The 18,258-nt window shown below is 46.9% G+C and carries 17 protein-coding genes; 1 reads left to right on the top strand and 16 read right to left on the bottom strand.

Going from position 1 to position 18,258, the window contains the following annotated elements; genetic code table 11:
- Positions 1–152: 152 nt before the first annotated feature.
- The 13 genes from XMA152_RS00315 to flgB form a co-directional block, all read right to left on the bottom strand.
- Positions 153–518 carry a flagellar protein FlaG gene (locus XMA152_RS00315; RefSeq protein WP_173482359.1) on the bottom strand — a complete coding sequence of 122 codons (366 nt, stop codon included), beginning with the start codon at positions 516–518 and terminating at the stop codon, positions 153–155.
- A gap of 338 nt (positions 519–856) precedes the next feature.
- Complete coding sequence (locus XMA152_RS00310; RefSeq protein WP_173482358.1) at positions 857–2,044, bottom strand: flagellin; 1,188 nt, start codon at positions 2,042–2,044, stop codon at positions 857–859.
- 210 nt (positions 2,045–2,254) lie between these two features.
- Positions 2,255–3,184 carry a flagellar hook-associated protein FlgL gene (gene flgL, locus XMA152_RS00305; protein ID WP_173482357.1) on the bottom strand — a complete coding sequence of 310 codons (930 nt, stop codon included), beginning with the start codon at positions 3,182–3,184 and terminating at the stop codon, positions 2,255–2,257.
- A 38-nt stretch (positions 3,185–3,222) separates the two neighbouring features.
- Complete coding sequence (flgK, locus tag XMA152_RS00300; protein ID WP_173482356.1) at positions 3,223–5,331, bottom strand: flagellar hook-associated protein FlgK; 2,109 nt, start codon at positions 5,329–5,331, stop codon at positions 3,223–3,225.
- 6 nt (positions 5,332–5,337) lie between these two features.
- A complete protein-coding gene (locus tag XMA152_RS00295; RefSeq protein ID WP_173482355.1) occupies positions 5,338–5,811 on the bottom strand; it encodes a rod-binding protein in 474 nt (157 codons plus the stop codon).
- Positions 5,812–5,822: 11 nt separating this feature from the next.
- Complete coding sequence (locus XMA152_RS00290; protein ID WP_173482354.1) at positions 5,823–7,022, bottom strand: flagellar basal body P-ring protein FlgI; 1,200 nt, start codon at positions 7,020–7,022, stop codon at positions 5,823–5,825.
- 14 nt (positions 7,023–7,036) lie between these two features.
- Positions 7,037–7,726 carry a flagellar basal body L-ring protein FlgH gene (locus XMA152_RS00285; RefSeq protein WP_173482353.1) on the bottom strand — a complete coding sequence of 230 codons (690 nt, stop codon included), beginning with the start codon at positions 7,724–7,726 and terminating at the stop codon, positions 7,037–7,039.
- Between the two features lie 25 nt (positions 7,727–7,751).
- Positions 7,752–8,537 (bottom strand): flagellar basal-body rod protein FlgG, encoded by a 786-nt coding sequence (gene flgG, locus XMA152_RS00280; RefSeq protein WP_173482352.1) that lies wholly within the window; start codon positions 8,535–8,537, stop codon positions 7,752–7,754.
- Between the two features lie 81 nt (positions 8,538–8,618).
- Positions 8,619–9,371 carry a flagellar basal body rod protein FlgF gene (locus XMA152_RS00275; RefSeq protein WP_173482351.1) on the bottom strand — a complete coding sequence of 251 codons (753 nt, stop codon included), beginning with the start codon at positions 9,369–9,371 and terminating at the stop codon, positions 8,619–8,621.
- A gap of 172 nt (positions 9,372–9,543) precedes the next feature.
- Positions 9,544–11,970 carry a flagellar hook-basal body complex protein gene (locus XMA152_RS00270; protein ID WP_173482350.1) on the bottom strand — a complete coding sequence of 809 codons (2,427 nt, stop codon included), beginning with the start codon at positions 11,968–11,970 and terminating at the stop codon, positions 9,544–9,546.
- 32 nt (positions 11,971–12,002) lie between these two features.
- Positions 12,003–12,686, bottom strand: a complete 684-nt coding sequence (locus XMA152_RS00265) for a flagellar hook assembly protein FlgD (protein WP_173482349.1) — start codon at positions 12,684–12,686, stop codon at positions 12,003–12,005.
- A gap of 18 nt (positions 12,687–12,704) precedes the next feature.
- Entirely contained in the window at positions 12,705–13,115 is a 411-nt protein-coding gene (gene flgC, locus XMA152_RS00260; RefSeq protein WP_173482348.1) for a flagellar basal body rod protein FlgC, read from the bottom strand.
- Between the two features lies 1 nt (position 13,116).
- The gene (gene flgB / locus XMA152_RS00255; RefSeq protein WP_173482347.1) at positions 13,117–13,500 is read right to left on the bottom strand and encodes a flagellar basal body rod protein FlgB; all 384 of its coding nucleotides are present in this window, start codon (positions 13,498–13,500) and stop codon (positions 13,117–13,119) included.
- Positions 13,501–13,753: 253 nt separating this feature from the next.
- Between flgB and flgM the strand changes: the two genes are divergently transcribed.
- A complete protein-coding gene (flgM, locus tag XMA152_RS00250) occupies positions 13,754–14,128 on the top strand; it encodes a flagellar biosynthesis anti-sigma factor FlgM (protein ID WP_173482346.1) in 375 nt (124 codons plus the stop codon).
- 192 nt (positions 14,129–14,320) lie between these two features.
- Here the strand turns inward: flgM and XMA152_RS00245 are convergent, their stop codons facing one another.
- The 3 genes from XMA152_RS00245 to XMA152_RS00235 all read right to left on the bottom strand — a co-directional run bounded on the left by XMA152_RS00245 (position 14,321) and on the right by XMA152_RS00235 (position 18,111).
- Positions 14,321–15,484, bottom strand: a complete 1,164-nt coding sequence (locus XMA152_RS00245; protein ID WP_173482345.1) for an OmpA family protein — start codon at positions 15,482–15,484, stop codon at positions 14,321–14,323.
- Positions 15,485–15,530: 46 nt separating this feature from the next.
- Complete coding sequence (locus XMA152_RS00240) at positions 15,531–16,298, bottom strand: MotA/TolQ/ExbB proton channel family protein (RefSeq protein ID WP_173482344.1); 768 nt, start codon at positions 16,296–16,298, stop codon at positions 15,531–15,533.
- A 166-nt stretch (positions 16,299–16,464) separates the two neighbouring features.
- Positions 16,465–18,111, bottom strand: coding sequence for a chloride channel protein (locus tag XMA152_RS00235; RefSeq protein ID WP_173482343.1), 1,647 nt, complete (start codon positions 18,109–18,111; stop codon positions 16,465–16,467).
- Positions 18,112–18,258: the final 147 nt, after the last annotated feature.

Below are 18,258 nucleotides of genomic sequence, written 5' to 3'. Positions count from 1 at the left end.
ACTGACACAATTTGGCCGTTATGGGTGTAAAAAACCGGTCTTGTAAGAACATTGCAGATTGCGTGCCAGTTCTCTATTACCGCCTCAAATTGGATGCATAAAAAAACGCCACAAGCTAATGCCTGTGGCGTTTTCTAGATTTGCTCACTTCGTTAGGTTCGACTATCGAAGATCACACCCACCATATTTTCCATGTTACGGATAAACTGAAGCATATCCTCATTTGGAAGTTGGCGTACCGTTTCACCGGTGTTGCTATCAGTCACACGAACAACATCTTTGCCACTCGCGCTATCTACAGAGAAGTTCACATTGCGATTCATCTTCTGCATATGCGTGTTGAGTTGATCAACCGCTGCTTTCAAATCATCACCAGAGATGAGTACCTTCTCATTTGCCTCAAAGCTTGCTGGTGGCGGAGTTACCGCACCAGCAGAGCTACTTGACGATTGTGCTGCTGCACGGGCCAAGTCGAGAGACTGAACGGCAGATCCTTTTACGGCTTCAATACTACTCATAAGTTTCGTCTCCACGCTTGCTACGCAAACGCTGTGTAACACTCTTGCCAAACTCTCCCTCAAACTAATTAGGAGTAAGTTCAAGTGTAGCGATTCGATGTTAAAGAGCGTTTAAGTAGTTCACTCCCCAAGTACTTTTTGTACTTAGATCCAGATCCACTTGGTGGGTTACCCTGACACCAGGCCTGAATCTTTTGCTCTCTCAATCTAAAGCTGAATCTAAAGATGAGAGTCTGGAGAGGTTGCTCTCACTAATTGAGAGCGTTGGTATCCTCTAGGGCACCTGACTGAGTTTAGTAACTTGGCCAGGTGTTAATCCCTAGTTCGAATACCGCCTGTTATTTCAGCAGTGATAGCACGTTCTGGGTGCTTGCATTAGCCTGTGACAGCATCGCTGTACCTGCCTGCTGTAGCACCTGTGCTTTCGCAAGGTTTGCAGACTCAACCGCGTAGTCAGCATCTTCGATGCGTGAACGTGCTGCTGACTGGTGTTCTACACGAGACATGATATTAGATGCAGCATGATCAAGGCGGTTAGCTACAGCTCCAAGCGTTGAGCGGTAACTATCAACACTTGTCATAGCCGCGTCTATACTACCCAAAGCTGTTGATGCGTTTGAGGCTGATGAAATTGAACTTCCATCAAGCGAACCACCCGCAGTCACGACCTGGACATTGCTAAGATCAAATTGCACAGTTGCATCAGTGGATAAAAAGGTAACAACACCAGCTGCTGATTCTGTTACTGACAGGTCGCTAACAGCAGCCTCAATTTTATCGCTAAGTGCATTGATAGTAGCCGTATCGTTGTCTGCTGACTTTGCACCAGTTCCGTCTGCGTCAACAAATGCCTGACGGAACTGAGTACCGTTAACAGTCACAACCAACTCTCGACCAGCATCAATATCTGTAGCAGCAGTAAGAGCAAAGTCGTATTCCTGAGCAGTAGTTCCATCAAACTCTTGATCGATAGTAATCGACGCAGAAGCGTTGATGGTATCCGCAGCACCACCAATATCACTAGCTTTCATGGCTTGCATTGTTACCGAAACGTTATCCACGTTAGACGTCGACCCATCGCCAATTTGAAAAGTGGCAGAGGCTGTTGAGTTCAATACAGAAACGCCGTTGAAGTCTGTCGATTTTGCAATACGCGTAATCTCTGATTTGAGCTGACTGTACTCAGCATCAAGATTGGTTAAGTCAGCAGACTCATATGTGCCATTAGCCGCTTGGGTTGCTAACTCTTTCATACGAGTCAGCATTGAGCTGATCTCTTCCATGGCGCCTTCTGCGAGGTTAATCATTGCTACTCCGTCGTTCGCGTTGCGAACAGCCTGATTAAGGCTCGCGATTTTGCCATCAAGTTTGTGTGAAATTGAAAGCCCTGCAGCATCATCACCCGCTGAGTTAATACGTTTGCCTGAGGATAGACGTTCCATCGCCTGCTCCATATCTGCACGAGAGGATGCAAGGTGACGTTGTGATGCGAGTGACGCTACGTTTGTGTTAATTACCATTGACATAATATGTCTCCAATATTTTTAAGTTTTCACCGCTTCGAGTCCCTGAGCATTCTCTCAGGTCTTTCCACTAAGGCCGGCCATTGCCGCCCCTGTACCCTTAATATCGGCAGCGTCTCAGATAACTTTAATCCTAATTTAGAAAATAATTACAACGGTGCTAAAAATAGAAAAACCAGCCCTTTGGCTGGTTCTATTAAGAGTGCAAAACATTTATTTAATGTAGTTAAACAGCGACAGATTACTGATTTGAGCAAAGCTTGCTTGCCCTGCTTCTAATGCAAGGCTCTGATTCTTTAACTCCGTGACAGCGCTGATATAGTCCAGATCTTTAACTGATGAGATCATGCTCTCCAGTGTTAGTGTTCTCTCATCTAATATCTGAGTCTGAGTCTCAGTAACACGCATTTTAGAGCCAACCTGCGTAAGCTTCACATTGACATAGTCAAAGCCATTGCTGACTGAATCAATTGCGCTGCGAATACCCGCCTCATCGCTGGTGCGCAATGCGTTGGTTGCCTGTTTAATCACTTTGAAGAGGTTTGTGCTGTTACCTGCTTCATCTTTAAAGCCTGAAAAGAGTTTAGAACCTGGTAAACCGACATCAATCGCGTAACCGTCATCAATCGCGACCGTTTGTATTGCATCGTTTCCGGCAAAAAAGTCATTGAAACTTCCGATAAGCGGATCATTACTAGCACTGAAAGGCGGAGTACCCTGAATAAAACCAGAGAAGAGATAACTACCGTCAGTATCTTTACTATTACCGACGGAGATTAGATTGTTGTAAATTGAGTCTAGCTCTATCGCTAAAGCCTCTTTCGTTGTTTGATCTAAGGTGCCATTTGCCCCCTGAATGAGCAGTTCTTTAGCACGAATCAAATCATCGTTGACTGATGTTATCGCTAACTCTTGCAGGCTTAGTTTGTCATTCACCGCAGCAATATTCTTCAGGTACTGATCCGCTTTGCGAACAGAGCTCTCTAGGCGATCTAGTGCTGCAACCTGATCTGGCGCATCAGATGGCTTTAGGTAGTTACGCCCTGTTGAGATACGTTCTTGCGTTTCAGCCAGGCGCGCCTGCTGCTGCCCTAGTTGGGTCGTGATGCGATCAAATATTGTACTGGTGGTTACACGAATCATTTTCTGCTTCCTTACTCTGCTTTAACTATCGACCAGAGTTAGCGGATTTGTAATATGACATCAAAGAGTCGGTTGGCGGCTTGGATAATCTGCGCATTCGCTTGGTAGGCCTGCTGGAAGCGCAATAGGTTTGCCGCCTCTTCATCTAGGCTGACCGCCGATACTGAATCACGTTGCTGTTTAGCTTCATCTGTTAGTACTGATTGCGCATCACGGCTGATTTGCGCCTGCACTACCACGGAGCCTAGATCGTTAATCACATCGGCATAGACTTCACCTAGGGTGCCGCGACCATCGAATATATCTCGGTTCGATTGAAGTTCAGCCAATTGCAGTACGTTGCGGTTATCACCTGCAGGAGACCTATTCGCACCGATTGTGAAGCTATCTCCAGCAACTGGGTTGTTCTCTAGAGTTGCTGACCAACCATTAATTTCTATCAGGTCGCCCGGTGTATAGCTGCGAGTACCAACTACGGTATTCGTTGTGATATCGGTAATGGTGTAGCTACTAGAACTGGTGAAGTTTATCTCAACATCTGACAACAACTGTTGTTGAGTTTGAGAGACATCCTCGGGGTACCAACCACCACTAAATGTGGAGGTACCATCAGTTACAAAGACCATAAGATCGTCACTAATCTGCCCATCAATTCGCATATGCGTGTTGCCACTTGAATCGGTGTAGTAGGAGAAGGCATCTTTAAAACTCGATGCACCCGACGCGTTCAAATAAGCATTGCTATACTGATCTGTACCTGATGAATTAAAGCCATTACCTGATGTAAGCAGATTGGATTTAATTGTGTCATTAAGTGGGCTAGAGCCATAAATATGCTGACCATCACGGGTGAAGATCTGAACCCCAGTCTCATTATCGAAAGATAGATCCAAATCTCGGGTTAAATTACCTTCGATGACAAAGGCTTTCGAAGGAATTGCATTCGTGCCGCTAACCGACTTAGAGGTGACAGCCCCCAAGACATCACTAATGCTATTTTCTCCGTTCCGCAGTGAGCTCTCCGTGAGCGTCGACCAGCTATTTAATTTAAGCGTTGAAGTACTACTGTTCTGATCCACCATTAAAGGTGCTGCGGTCGCAATATCATCACCGCCGGTTATTAATACAGAGATTTCAGAGGCTGCGTGTGCGGTGCTATCTGATACACCAAACATGGCACGACCATAGTTCCCTGAAGAGTCCCAACCTGATTGCTGAACTGCGTTCACGGCGTTCATAAAGCCAAGTGCTAGCGCATCCAACTCGCCACGCGCCTGTTGCAGAGCGTTGTTACGAAAATCTTGGATCCCTGCTAATGAACCACTAGTGATGCTAGAGATAGCTTTAGGTGAACCATAAGCATCCAATGTAAAACCGACACGTTCTGGATCACTTGCAAGGCGTTTTGCCGATAGCATTTTCGAGGTATCGCCCTCGACAAGTGCGGTATCCGAGGATTGAAAACCGATGTAGACATCGACAACACCACTCTTCTTCTCAACTACGGCCAACTTAGTCAGTTCGGACATCTGTTGCAGTAGGTCATCTCTTTGATCTAGCAAAGCATTTGGCTGTTTACCAACCTCCCCATTTTTATAGAGAGACTGGTTGACTGAAGCTAACTGCTTAGCCAAGGTATTAAGGCTACTTACTTTGCTATCGATCTCTAGGAATGAGTCGGTATCGAGTTGATCAAACTGACGCGCCATCGACTGAAAGCGCTCCGAGACATTACGTGCCTCATTTAACAGAGACTCACGTGCACTGGCAGAGGATGGCGAGACTGATAAATCCTGCGCTGCAGAGAAGAACCTATCCAAAATAGTGGTAACAGAGAGCTGCGAATCACCCAATATGTTCTCTAACTTGCGCGCATAGTCATAGAGCGAGTTTTGTTGCTCTAATGAAGAGGTGTTCTTTCGAAGGGTTTCCGTCGCGAAACTGTCGTAAGCACGGCGCACAGATGCCGATGAGACACCCAAGCCGATCTTAACGGTTGCAGAGCCAGCATCCATCATCTGTTCAGTCTCATGGGACTGACGTGAATAACCCTCGGTGTCGACGTTTGCTATGTTATTCGCAACGGTCGCGAGTGACCGCTGGTAGATTTTTATGCCGGAAGTACCGACCGATAGTAGATCAGCCATACGCTATTACCACTCTTTACCAACCGCTTGATAGCTATCCAGCGCCATTGGCTGCACACCCTTTTGCGGTAGTTCAAATGTTTTCTGAGCCTGCTGTAGTTCAAATGCACGCGCACTCTTCTGGAGATAATCGAGTGCTGCTTCAAAGTTGAGCTCCTTAGCCTCACCTTGAGTATTGCCACCCTGCCCCTGCAGGTTAGCTTTAAGCAGGTTCGCGATGCCCAAAGGCCCCTCTTTTGCCATGTTCAATGCAATCTGCTGATCTTGCATATCGGTGAACAGACGCATAGATGGGCTGTTAAACAGTTCACTCTCTGGAACCGTTTTACGCATCTCTTTAAGCATCATGTTTAGGAACATCCCTTCAAACTGGGTTGCTACCTCATCAATCGCTTTCGACTGATCCTGCTGCGCCTTACCACGCAGCTCTGCGATACCTTGGAAGTCGTTATAGCCGTTAATACTGGTTGTATTGCCCATAACCTTACCCCTTAGATAATGATCAGCTCAGCACGCAGGCTGCCTGACTGTTTTAAGGTTTCAAGGATTGCCACTAAGGCACTTGGCGATGCACCAACCATATTGACCGCATCAACGATTTCACGAAGCTCAACGCCCGGCTCAAACAAGAACATCGGCTTATCCTCTTCGGATACAGAAAGATCGGTATTGGTCACCGGAGTCGCTTCCGTGACGCTAGTAAATGGGCCCGGCTGGCTCACTTCGTTCTTCTGAACGATTTTCACCATGAGGCTACCGTGTGTGACAGCAGCTGCGCTAACGCGAACGTTTCGGCTTATCACAACAGTCCCTGAGCGAGAGTTCACCACAACACGTGCTGGTGGTTCACCTGGGTCAATCTCTAGACTTTCAATCATCGAAACAAAACTGACACGTGCACCCATTCCATCAGGAGCTGCAACACGAACAGAGACCCCATCTATTGCCTCTGCAATACCTTCACCAAAGGTGTCATTAATCGCTTCTACAACGCGAGTTGTTGTTGTGAAGTCTCGACTTTTCATATTCAAGACGAGGTAATCACTGTTACCGAATGGGGTGTCTACTAAGCGCTCGACCGTCGCACCTGAGGGTACACGCCCTACAGTTGGCACGTTAACAATCACTTTCGAACCCGCAGCCTCTGCCCCTAGGCCACCTACGGCCAGGTTACCCTGCGCCATGGCGTAGACTTCGCCATCGACACCTAATAGACGTGTCATCAATAGAGTACCGCCGCGCAAACTGCTTGCCTCACCAATCGTTGAGACAGTGACATCGATACGTTGACCCGGTTTCGCAAAAGCGGGCAACTCAGCTGTCACCATAACAGCGGCAACGTTAGTCAAATCCATATCCTGTGCACGAGCTGCAATGCTGTTATAGGCAGACTGGGATAGATCTGAGGTTGCATCCTGAAGATTTAATCCAAAGCGCGACAACATTGAGCGCAAGCTCTGGTTAGTAAAAGAGATGCTGCCATCACCTGTTGCATTCAAACCAACAACCAAGCCAAAACCGATCAACTGGTTGTCACGGATACCGGCAATATCAGTCAGGTCCTTAATACGATCTGCATTGGCGTTACTAACCCAAGCCAAGACTAAAATCAGAGCTAGGCCGCGAAAGAACAACTTTGCAGTGACCAACGAGGCGTTAAACACAGCTTTTTCGAGTGGGATAGTTTTCATCTTTACTCCCTCGCTTAGAATGGCCAGAACTTGAGGAAGAACGCATTACCCCAAGCCATCTTAGTGGCGTCATTTAGCTGGCCCGAACCACTGTAGGTGATCTGAGCGTTTGCGATACGTTTAGATAGGATGGTGTTATCAGGCTGAATATCATCAGGGCGAATCACACCTGATACCTGTACATACTCATCGCCATGATTCAGGGTGATCAGTTTTTCACCTCGAATCACGAGGTTTCCGTTTGGTAGAACATTCACAACACTTAAAGTGATGTCACCACCGAGTTGGTTACTCTGTGTAGCTGAGCCAGATCCATCACTACTGATGCTGGAGCCTAAGGCTGAGTCAGTAGAGAGGAGACCACCCGCTGTGCCTAGACGGGCGAGTTGCAGCGGCGACAGTGCATCATTTTCAGAGGTGCGATCAACTGTACCCGTCGCCTCTTTTACGGCGTTAGTACGTTCACGAAGAAGAATAGTAATCAGGTCACCTGCTTGGTAAGCCTTACGGTCACCAAATAGACCACCGTTAACACGGCCTGCATAGATAGAGCCATCAACGACCTTATCTGCCACGATGGTTTGCGGCATTACCGGCTCGAAGTTATTAACGCGTTGCGGCATCACATCGTTACCGCCACAACCAACCAGCGTTATTGCCGCGGCTGCTACTAGCGTCATTTTTAAGCCTGTTAACTGATTCATACTATCCCCTCCTATGAACTCGCTGTTACAAGTTGTTGTTCACAAACTTCAACATCTGGTCTGCGGCGGAGATCGCTTTAGAGTTCACCTCGTACGCACGTTGTGTCTCGATCATGTTGACCATCTCTTCAACAACGTTCACGTTTGAAGCCTCTAGAGCACCCTGAACCAACTTACCAGCACCCAACTGAGCAGGTGTTAGTAACTGTGCGGCGCCACTGGCTGCAGTTTCGACATACATGTTCTCACCCGTAGCCTGAAGGCCAGCTGGGTTAACAAAGGTCGCTAACTGCACATTGCCGACAATAGAAGGCTGGGCTTGTCCAAAACGCATCACACTTACCGTGCCATCTAGGCCAATGGTGATTGACTGCGCATCAGCAGGAATTGCCACCGAAGGCTGTAACTGGAAACCGTTTGAGGTAACAAGCTCACCGTTAGCGCTGAGCTTAAAGGAGCCATCACGGGTATACCCAATCGTTGCATCTGGGCGCAGGATCTGGAAATAGCCAGGGCCATCAATCGCCACATCCAAGGCATTTTCGGTTTGCACCATATTGCCCTGCGTGTGGAGTTTCTCTGTGGCAACAATACGTGTACCAGTACCCAACATCAGTCCCGTAGGCGCTTCGCTGTTTGCAGCTGTATTGGCACCTGCCTGACGAACGTTTTGGTAGAGAAGGTCTTCAAATACCGCACGGTCGCGTTTAAAGCCCATGGTGTTAACGTTCGCAAGGTTGTTCGAGATCACGGACATGCGCGTCTGTTGCGCATCAAGTCCGGTCTTTGCAATCCATAATGTAGCGTCCATTGTGTTTACCTCTATTTTTCTAAGTTGCGACTCGGCGGTCGCTTTCCCTGATCTGTTAAATTCTGTTTGATTTAAGTTCGCTTAACCGTCCATGCGGACCACAGAGGCCCCAGCGGTTGAAAGCTCTTTAGCATTTTTAAATACACTGACCTGCATCTCATATTCACGCGAGTCACGAATCATCTGCACCATCGCATCAATAGGACTAGCCGAACTGCCCTCAACTGCCCCCGACATCACTGTAATATCGGCATCAGCTTGCAAGAGTGCTTTATTAGCCGTTTGGAACAGGCCATCTGGGCGAATCTGCATCACTTGATCTTGGGCATTGACCAGTTTGATGCGAGCGACTGGCGTCATGACATTGCCAGCCTCACCCGCTGCCAAAATATTGACAGTACCATCGGCTGCTATATCGACCTTGGCTGATGGAGGCAAAGTGATGGGCCCGTTATCCCCTAAAAGGAGATGCCCAGCGCCGGTTGTTAACACACCATTTTCAGTGATTTTGATATCGCCACGACGGGTATAAGCCTCAGTTCCATCCGGTGCCTGCACAGCAAACAAACCCTGGCCTGAGACATAGAGATCCAACGGATGACCTGTACGCTGAACAGAGCCTGGACTCAGGTCTACAATGTTATCTGTCTGTAACATTGGGAAGGCACGCGAGTTAAGGTGCCCCTCTGCAATAAGGTCTCGTGAAATAACCGCAGAGCTGAAGCTCTTTTTAAAGCCAACGGTGTTGACGTTAGCCAACTCGTTAAAGGTGTTGGCCTGTCTTTGCTCTGTCACCTTCATACCGTTGAGCACGGTAAATATCATCTTATCCATCTGTCTTACCTCATCTTGAGGCGGCAAGTGTTTGCCGCTTCAACGACGTTTTTATGACGAAAGTTGTCGTTTGCTAATAGGTAAGCAGATATCATGCCAGAAAATAAAAAAAGCCCTCGTATCAATAAGATAGAGGGCAAAGGAAACCAAGCCTAATATTCTACTGGAGGGGTTATCCGCGAATATTAATGATGGCCTGGGTCAGGGTATTTGAAGTTTCAATCGCTTTCGCGTTTGCTTGGAAGTTACGTTGTGCGGTGATCAAATCCACCAGCTCCTGGGTCAAGTCCACGTTAGAACGTTCAATCGCACCCGCTCGGATTGAACCGAAACCTGAAGAACCCGCCTCACCGATCTTAGCATCACCTGATGATGCAGATGCCAAGAAACTTGAGTCACCCATCTGGCGTAGACCAGAAGGTGAAGCAAAGTTTGCAAGAATGATCTTACCAAGGGACTTCTGAGTACCATTTGAGAAGGATGCGTTTACTAGACCGTCACCACCGATATCCAAGCCCATTAGGTCACCTTCAGGTTGACCATCCTGAGACTGCGATAGCACTGAGAAGGTACCGGTATATTGACTAGAACGAGTAAGGTCAATCGTCATATCACTAATTGGGATATTTGTGTCCTGGCCCGCTACCAGTTTTGCCGTGAACGGACTGCCCATAAAGGGTGATAATGCCTCACCATTCAATGTAAATGTCAGTTCACCTGGATCAAGGAAGACAGGCTTCCATGTTTCGGCGTTAATAGTTGAGTCCACACCTGATGGATCGGTTACCTCTTCGTAATATCCATCATCACCCAACTCAACGAATGTCTGAGTACCGTTGACTGTGTGTTGTGAAAGGTTAACCCAGGTATTTGTAACACCTACAGCACGGGTTGTATTGGCAAAACCAAATAGTTCAGGAACTTCTGTTTTGTCGCCTGTTGTTTCAGCAATTTTTACAATATCGATTACTGAGCCAGCACCGGATGTTGGGCTAGTAACGATGAATTGATTGGTTGTCTCATCAAAAGTCACCTGAACACCACGCAATTTCTGGCCTGCTTCAGTAATAGAAGAACCACTCTCCTGTTTTACTTTTGAGTCCACTGTGACGTCTGGATAGTTAATTCCCTGCTCAAGCAAATCCGCTATAACACTTGGCTTCAAGCTGGTATTACCAATATCTAGCTGGAAATTAGATTTTACACCGTTTACCACTACTTCAATATCAAGGTCTGAAGCAATGGTCATGGTTCCATCAGATTTCAAAATAACCGGGTCAGATTTTAGGATTGCAGGATCTGAAGCTTTACCGCGAATTGCGTTATCGGTGGCGCCAACTGCATTCACAACATTCTCTACAGTATCTAGCCCTAATATATTTGAAGCACCCGTCGAGTTAGTAGCATCTAGCGATGTAAAGCTGATACTTGATGCATCACCTGTAGAACCTGAAGAAAACGAGAACTGTCCCTCTTCATAGGTTACTTTCATGCCGTACTTACGATCAGCCTCAGCGACTGTTGATTCAGAGAATGCGTTATTAATAGCTACAGATAATTTAGATGCTAATGCATCACCTGAAATTTTACCGGTAACTACATCTGAATCGCTTGTAAGATCAAGTGACACAGCTTGGGCTATGCCATCAACCTCTACACTAAAGTTGAATTTCAGATTATCCCCTGACACTGAAATATTGTCGTCTGCATCAATAATGGTTGAAGCACTAGGCACAGAAGAGACAGTTGTTGCAGCCAGCGAGTTCTGTTTTGACACGTTTTCATCGTAACGGAACATACCCACTTTCTGAGAGGCCTTTGCAGTTACGTAACGCATATCACCATGGCCATTCATCTCCAAATATTGGCCCGCTTCATTGGTAACTTGCTGAAGACGAGGATCAAATGCCTGATCACCGATGAAAAAATATGTCTGCCATTTTGACTCTGGCTGGCCGATATTGGCTGTTTGCGTTTTAACGTAGTAAATGGTTGCTAGATAACCCTCACCCGAATCATCGTACACAGTCAAAGCGGTAGACTCGTTGTAAGTGGACGGATCTGTGCGGTCAAACTTAGCTGTAATAACTGGGGCATCTGCTGGTAAGTTAAGGCCAAGTTTTACTTCCGTAGTTTTTTGCGCTTCACCCGTTGTTTGTGACGGGATAGTCAAAGCACTTAGGTTACTCATATCCGCAGTACCGGATGAATCGACCGATGCTGCCATCAGACGCTGACCGGTAGAGTTCACCACGTTGTTCTGCTCATTAAGCATGAAGGCACCGTTACGAGTGTAGATATCCTGCAGACCGTCGGCTGTTTTAAGTGGAAAGAAACCGTCACCGGTAATCGCCAAATCGAGCGAGTTACCTGATGTCGAAATGTTACCCTGGCTGAACTCCTGGTTTACCCCTTTAAGAAGTACACCCTGACCGATCTGAGCCGAAGATTTCTGCAACGGTGAGGTCGAGAAGATATCACCAAAGTCTGCACGAGAACGTTTAAAAGCTGTCGTACCGGAGTTGGCGATGTTGTTGGAAGTTACCGCCAACTGTGAGGTCGCTGAGTTAAGACCTGTGAGTGATGTATAGAATGACATGTCTGTTGTCTCCTAAGTTATTTCTTATCGCTCTATTCGCCAACGCGATAGACATTATTAAATGGAAGATTACCCACACCTGCGACTTCCAATAGAAGCTCACCAGCAGGGCTTGTTGATATTGCATTCACATTCGCGTAAACCAGCGTCGTCGGTGTAAACGCTTCACCATTTTTCATCGCGACTGGTTCTACAAAATATTCACCCGGTTCAGCAGGGTAACCATCATTGGTGATGCCATCCCACTCAAACTCATGGATACCTGGGAAGAGCAGTCCGACAGCTTCTGAATAGACCACCTCTCCTTTGAGGTTCTTAACGACTAATTCAGTACCGTCAGTTGCTTCATCAATCATGATCGCGCCCTTCAAACCTTTGGTCTCATCCAGTTGCGCAAAGCTTCCTTCAACCAATGCGCTTTTGTTGATCAAACCACTGGCCTGCATCAACTGCTGTGACTTAAAGCTATCGGACATCGATTGCATTGAGGTGTTCATTTCAGTGATTCCGCTGACGGTTGAGAACTGCGCCATTTGGGCTAGAAACTCACCGTTCTCCATCGGTTGGAGCGGATCCTGGTTCATCAACTGGGTGGTCATAAGTTTTAGAAAATCGCTCTGCCCAAGCGTTGATGAAGTACGTTCTGCTTCAGCCTGCTGAGCCGCCTGATAATCATCGACAGTACGAACAGCACTACTAATTGCAGTGTCTACCATAGCTTGCTACCCCCGTCCTTATTGACCTAAACGTAGAGTCTGTAGCACCAGCTTCTTAGCGGTGTTAATTGACTCAACGTTGTTTTGGTATGAACGTGATGCGATGGTCATATCCACCATCTCCTCAATCGAGTTCACATTAGAGATGTAGATGTAGCCATCCTTATCAGCAATAGGGTTGTTCGGCTCAAAACGGCGATCGTTAGGTTTATCACTTTGACCGATGCTATCGACGGTGACGCCAGCAGTGTAGTGATCACTCTGTTGATCCATCACTGTTCGGAATACCGGACGCTTGGCTTTGTAGGCCTCTTCTGCACTTGAAGCGGCAACCCCCACGTTAGCTAAGTTAGAGGAGATGGTATTCATGCGAACCATCTGAGCATTCATGGCAGAGCCTGCCACCCCTAAAACATTAAAAAATGACATATTATTCACCCCTCAGTGCTGTTTTTATGCCTTTGATACGACTGTTCAAAAACGTCAGCGTTGCCTGGTAACGCATGGCGTTATCGGCATAAATATTCTGTTCGGTATCCATCTCCACGGTATTACCGTCGAGTGATGGACTAGAAGGCACTCGGTATAGAAGGTCCCCACCCTCTGCACCAAACGCCGACTGCATATGGTTGAAATCACTTGTCTGCATCTGGCCCTTTGCGCCATTTTGAATCAGTGATTTAAAATCAATGTCTCGCGCCTTGTAGTTAGGCGTATCGGCATTTGCGATGTTTGCGGCCAACACTGTTGAACGCATATCTCGCAAGGAGAGTGCTCTCCCGTGAATTCCGAATGGATCTTGTAGTAAAGACATTGTGTAACTCTCTTTTTTACCCTTGCCAACCTATAAGCAAACCCCGTACCAGAAAAATAAAAATTATTTTAAAACAAGCATTTAATTAATATATTTGATAGCAATCACGATTCTTTCGAAGGCATGAAAGCGGCAAATAGAAAGAGAATGGCAAGGCTTTGCCGCTTTTTTTAAGATTGCCACTCAAGTTTTAGCCTGAGGTGTCGATAATGAGAAAGTAACTCTATAAACATTCAATAGATAAGATTGAGACATGGCAGATAATATTCATTTCCTAACTCGCAATAGCGGACAGAAGACGGACTCACCGAGCCGTGTTCAAGCGCGCGCGTCAGGAACTGCTGACACCCCAATCTTGCTAGATGCTAAACGTGCAGAACGTACAAGTAGCGCATCTCAAACTGAAGCTAGTCTCGCAAGTGATACCGTCACCCTGACAGACGCAGCCAAAAAGGCAGCAGGAGCGACCAAAATAGCTACAGAAAATTCAGGCGTAGACCTCGATAAGGTAGAGCGAATCAAACGTGCTATTGCTGAGGGTAAATATCCATTAGATCCGGAAGCTATTGCGGATAAGATGGTGTCTTTGAATTCATTAATTAACCCCCCACCCGGTATTCAACGCTGATTAGGCTTCCATTCGAACCCAGCACCAGCGTTATTTTTTCTTGATTTAGACCCACTAAACCTTCAAAAAAATGCCTTGATGATAAAGCCGGGAAACCCTACTTAGAGGATGAATGATTCATCACACAATCATTGGATACTGAGCCGCTAATAAAAAGGGTTAGAAATCTCTTTAAGTCGATGTGGGAATAGCTTAATTCACATCCATCACGATCTCGATTCGGCGCTCGCCCATGAGGCTACCCTCACGCGGAGGCTTTGTATTAGCGTAACCTTTAATTGTGAGGCGATCACTTGGTATCGCGAATTGATCAGTGAGTGAGTTTGCCACTGATGAAGCACGTGCTATGGAGAGGTCCCAGTTTGATGGGTACTTGCCGCCTACAGGGAGTGGTTCGGCGTCAGTATGGCCTTCAATCGTCACTGGTCCATCGTTCTGGGCAATGATAGAACTAACCTTGCGCAACATGGCTTCAGCACGGTGCTGGCTCATCTCTGCACCCCCCTCTGGGAAGGTGGCCTGTTCAGCTAGCCTTACAATCACCTGGTCACCCTGCTGTTCGATCTCTGCAATGCCTGTGGCTATTTCACGCGCTAACTCATTATTGAGCTGATCAATTTTATGCGCGACTGCATCAATTTTATTTTGATTAGGGTCCTGTTTAGCCCAATTCATCGTATCGTCGTAGTCGAGTACCTCAATCGGCGATTGCGCACTCTGTTGAAACTCTGCGATTCGACGCAACAGTTCAACCCTTTCTTGAGGGACAACACCACCGACATTCTTGGTTTTATCTTCGCTCTCCGCTTCCGCTGAACCTGTCGACTTCATCTCTACTATGACTTGATTATCCTGCTGACGAACCTCTACCTGCCCTCGTGCTACATACTCCGCTAACAGCTCTTCTAACTGCTCTTTAGTGGTGTTGGTATCAGACTCTGTCTTCTCTTTACGGTTGCGATCTAAGTCTCGCTCCGGATCAATCTCATCTACTTTGCTTTGCTCTACAGAAGGTACGATGGTCGGATTAGACATCGATGAGCTAAATGAGTTGTTGATGATCATCGTGCCATCTGGACGCTCAAAGGTTTGCACCTCCTTTTGCACACCAAAGGCTTCAGATAGTGCGCCAGCCGCCTGCAAATACTTCAATTGGCGCTGTTCGGTAAACGATAGAATCAATACGAAGAAAGCCATCAACAGTGTTGCCATGTCAGCAAAGGTCGCCATCCAAAGGGGCGCACCTGGCTTACACTCTTCACACTTAACCTCTTTCTCGGGTGGCGGATCACTCTCGACAACGGCAACTTCCGCATCAGAGTCTATCTCTTGTAGATCTCTCTCTTCTTCTGCCATTTAAAAGTCCTCTAACCTATCGATTCCACTTTTCTAATTTGAACAATTAAGCATTTGCAATCTTCGCGCGAGTGGCTGGATCTAGGTAGATAGATAGTGTGTCTGACAGTACGCGTGGGTTACCACCGTCCTGCATGAAATTAAGCCCTGTTATGATCAGCTCGTTATTAAGTGCCTCATCCACCAGGCGTTGTTTCAGTTTCTGCTGAATCGGAAAGGCGATGATGTTTGCCAAAAAGGCACCGTAGAGTGTTGTTAAAAGGGCTACCGCCATCGCAGGACCGATGGACTTAGGGTCTGACATGTTAGCAAGCATCTGCACCAAGCCAACAAGAGTACCAATCATCCCCATCGCAGGGCCAAAGTCACCAATGGCACTCCACACCTCTGCACCTCGCTCATGGCGAATGGTCATGATCTCTGTATCTTTGCTTAGCTGGGTCCGAACGTAGTTTTTATCCTTACCATCCACCAGCATCTCAAGGCCCGCTTTAAGGTAGCTATTCTTCTCTTCAGTGACCTTTCCCTCAAGCGCTATCATGCCATCTTTACGAACTAGCTCTGCAAACTCGACAAATTTCTCGATGAGTACTTCCGGTTTCTCAAGTGGGTTACCGAAACTACGGCCAGCGACTTTAACAGCACCGACGAAGTCTGCCATCGAGGAGCGCATCATAGTGACCATTAGGGTGCCACCGAATACGATAACCAAGGATGGAACGTTGACGAACATCCCAGCAGATCCACCAAGCACAATCGCCATAATGATCGTACCGCAGGCGCCAATTAGACCTATTAACGTTGCTATATCCATTTAAATGCCACCTTAAAAACGCTGAGGGATTGACCCGATAATAGTGTTCAGGTGCAGTCGAACTGCACTGATACATAGAGTATCGGCAGCAAAAGAAAATACTTAAGGGGAAATTGGAAATGTTTGAGTTTTTGGGGCGATATAATACCGCCCCAAGTGAGGAGAGTTAGTCTTCCACGTTTCGATAAAAATCTTCGATGTGCTTCTGGGACAATATCCCTTGTACTATCCCTTTTTTGGTGACGATCAGACGCTCGCACCCCTCTCGATGCATCGTATCTAGTGCCTGCAACAACGACGAACGTACATCTACAGAGCAAAAACTTGCACTATCCACTGCTGAATCAGTTAGCTCTTCTGTCATCTCAGCATGACTGAATACACGGTGCTGATCGTCATGATCAACAAGATGCCAGTTAGATTCGATTGAGCTGTCGATACCACCACGACCGCGATGATCATGGAAGGAGTCATCCATGAGATCTCGCACATTAGAGCTCATCATGACACGACGGTAGAGGTGCGTATCACGACTAAGCCCTTGTGCGGTAAGGAGCCGTTCAAAAATTGATGGCATACGAAATAGAGAGCGCATCATCAGATCTGAGAGAACGATCACTGTCATCGCAAGGGTTAACGTCTGCACACTTCCACTCAGCTCAAAAACGGCGAGTAAAGCAGCAAGCGGAGCATGAATAACCGCTGAAAGCATCGCAGCCATACCGATCAGTGATAGTGTTGTTGCATCCACATTGTGACCCCAGCTACCCATAGAGACACTCAAGAGAGCACCAATGAGTGCGCCAGCTGTCAATGAGGGCCCTATAAGACCTCCAGGTATACCTAGACCCAACACTATAGGGGGAACAAGCAGATAAAAGAGCGTGAACTGCCATAGTTCTGTGCTGTTATATTCCAGCTCCAAGGTATTCTGCATTACATGGTGAACTGAGGTGACAAAATTGGGCTCGATAGCAAGCAGTAGGCCGACTAATACCCCAGTTGTCATGATATTAAGACTCAAATATTTGGAACGATTCTTGGTAAGCGTGACTAAAATTTGTTGAAAAATAAGACCGGCAAATCCGATACAGAGAGTAAGCGCGACAAGAACAGGTATCTGCTCCAATATACCTGTACTTACGATTGAGTGTCCGAGTGGTTCTGGATTACCAAATATGTGACGTGTTAATGCATCGGCGCTAATAGCTGCCACAATAATGGCTGTAAAACCGGCCAGACTGTACTCAAGCAGAATCACTTCCATAGCAAAGAGCACACCTGCCAAGGGTGTGTTAAACAGTGCTGCAATAGCAGCAGCGGAGCCGCATCCAAAAAGAAGTCGCTGGTGGTTGTATGAGATGCCACTCTTCAATCCAAGCCAACTACTGATAGCTGCGCCGATGTGAACACCTGGTCCCTCTCGCCCTACCGGCTGTCCAGTACCAATCGCTAAGGCCGCACCGATTAGCTGGTTAAAGAGATTGCGCATTGGCAACTCACCATGATGGTATGAGAGGTGTTCATAAAGATGCGGTACACCCACGCGACGGGACGAAGGGCTTTGTGAGCGCCAGAACAACCAAAATAGCGCCGCACCAATCACTGGAATCATAAATCGAACCCATGGTGAGGAGTGATCAACCCCCATTGCAGTGTAAACCTGAACCGGCAATTCGATTAAGAATCGAAAGAGACTGATTGCACCAGCTGTGACAATACCAGCCCCTAAACCCAGTAGAACTAGGGCCGGAAGTTTTGAGAATTGGTTATGCTGTCCAGCATATCTATTTGGCGAACTTTTAACTGACACAGTTCACTCTCCATCAAGTATAAAATGCCCTATCAGGCTTATTCTTATCGCTCTATTCAATCCTTATCGTCAACTTACAAATAAACTTGAATGAGGCTAAATAAAATAGAACAGGTGCCGATAAGCTATAGTGTTATACAAATCTAT

The organism is Marinobacterium sp. xm-a-152 (assembly GCF_013282965.1).
In the GTDB taxonomy this organism is placed as follows: Bacteria; Pseudomonadota; Gammaproteobacteria; order Pseudomonadales; family Balneatricaceae; genus Marinobacterium_E.
This window is presented reverse-complemented; position numbering and strand designations above follow the sequence as displayed.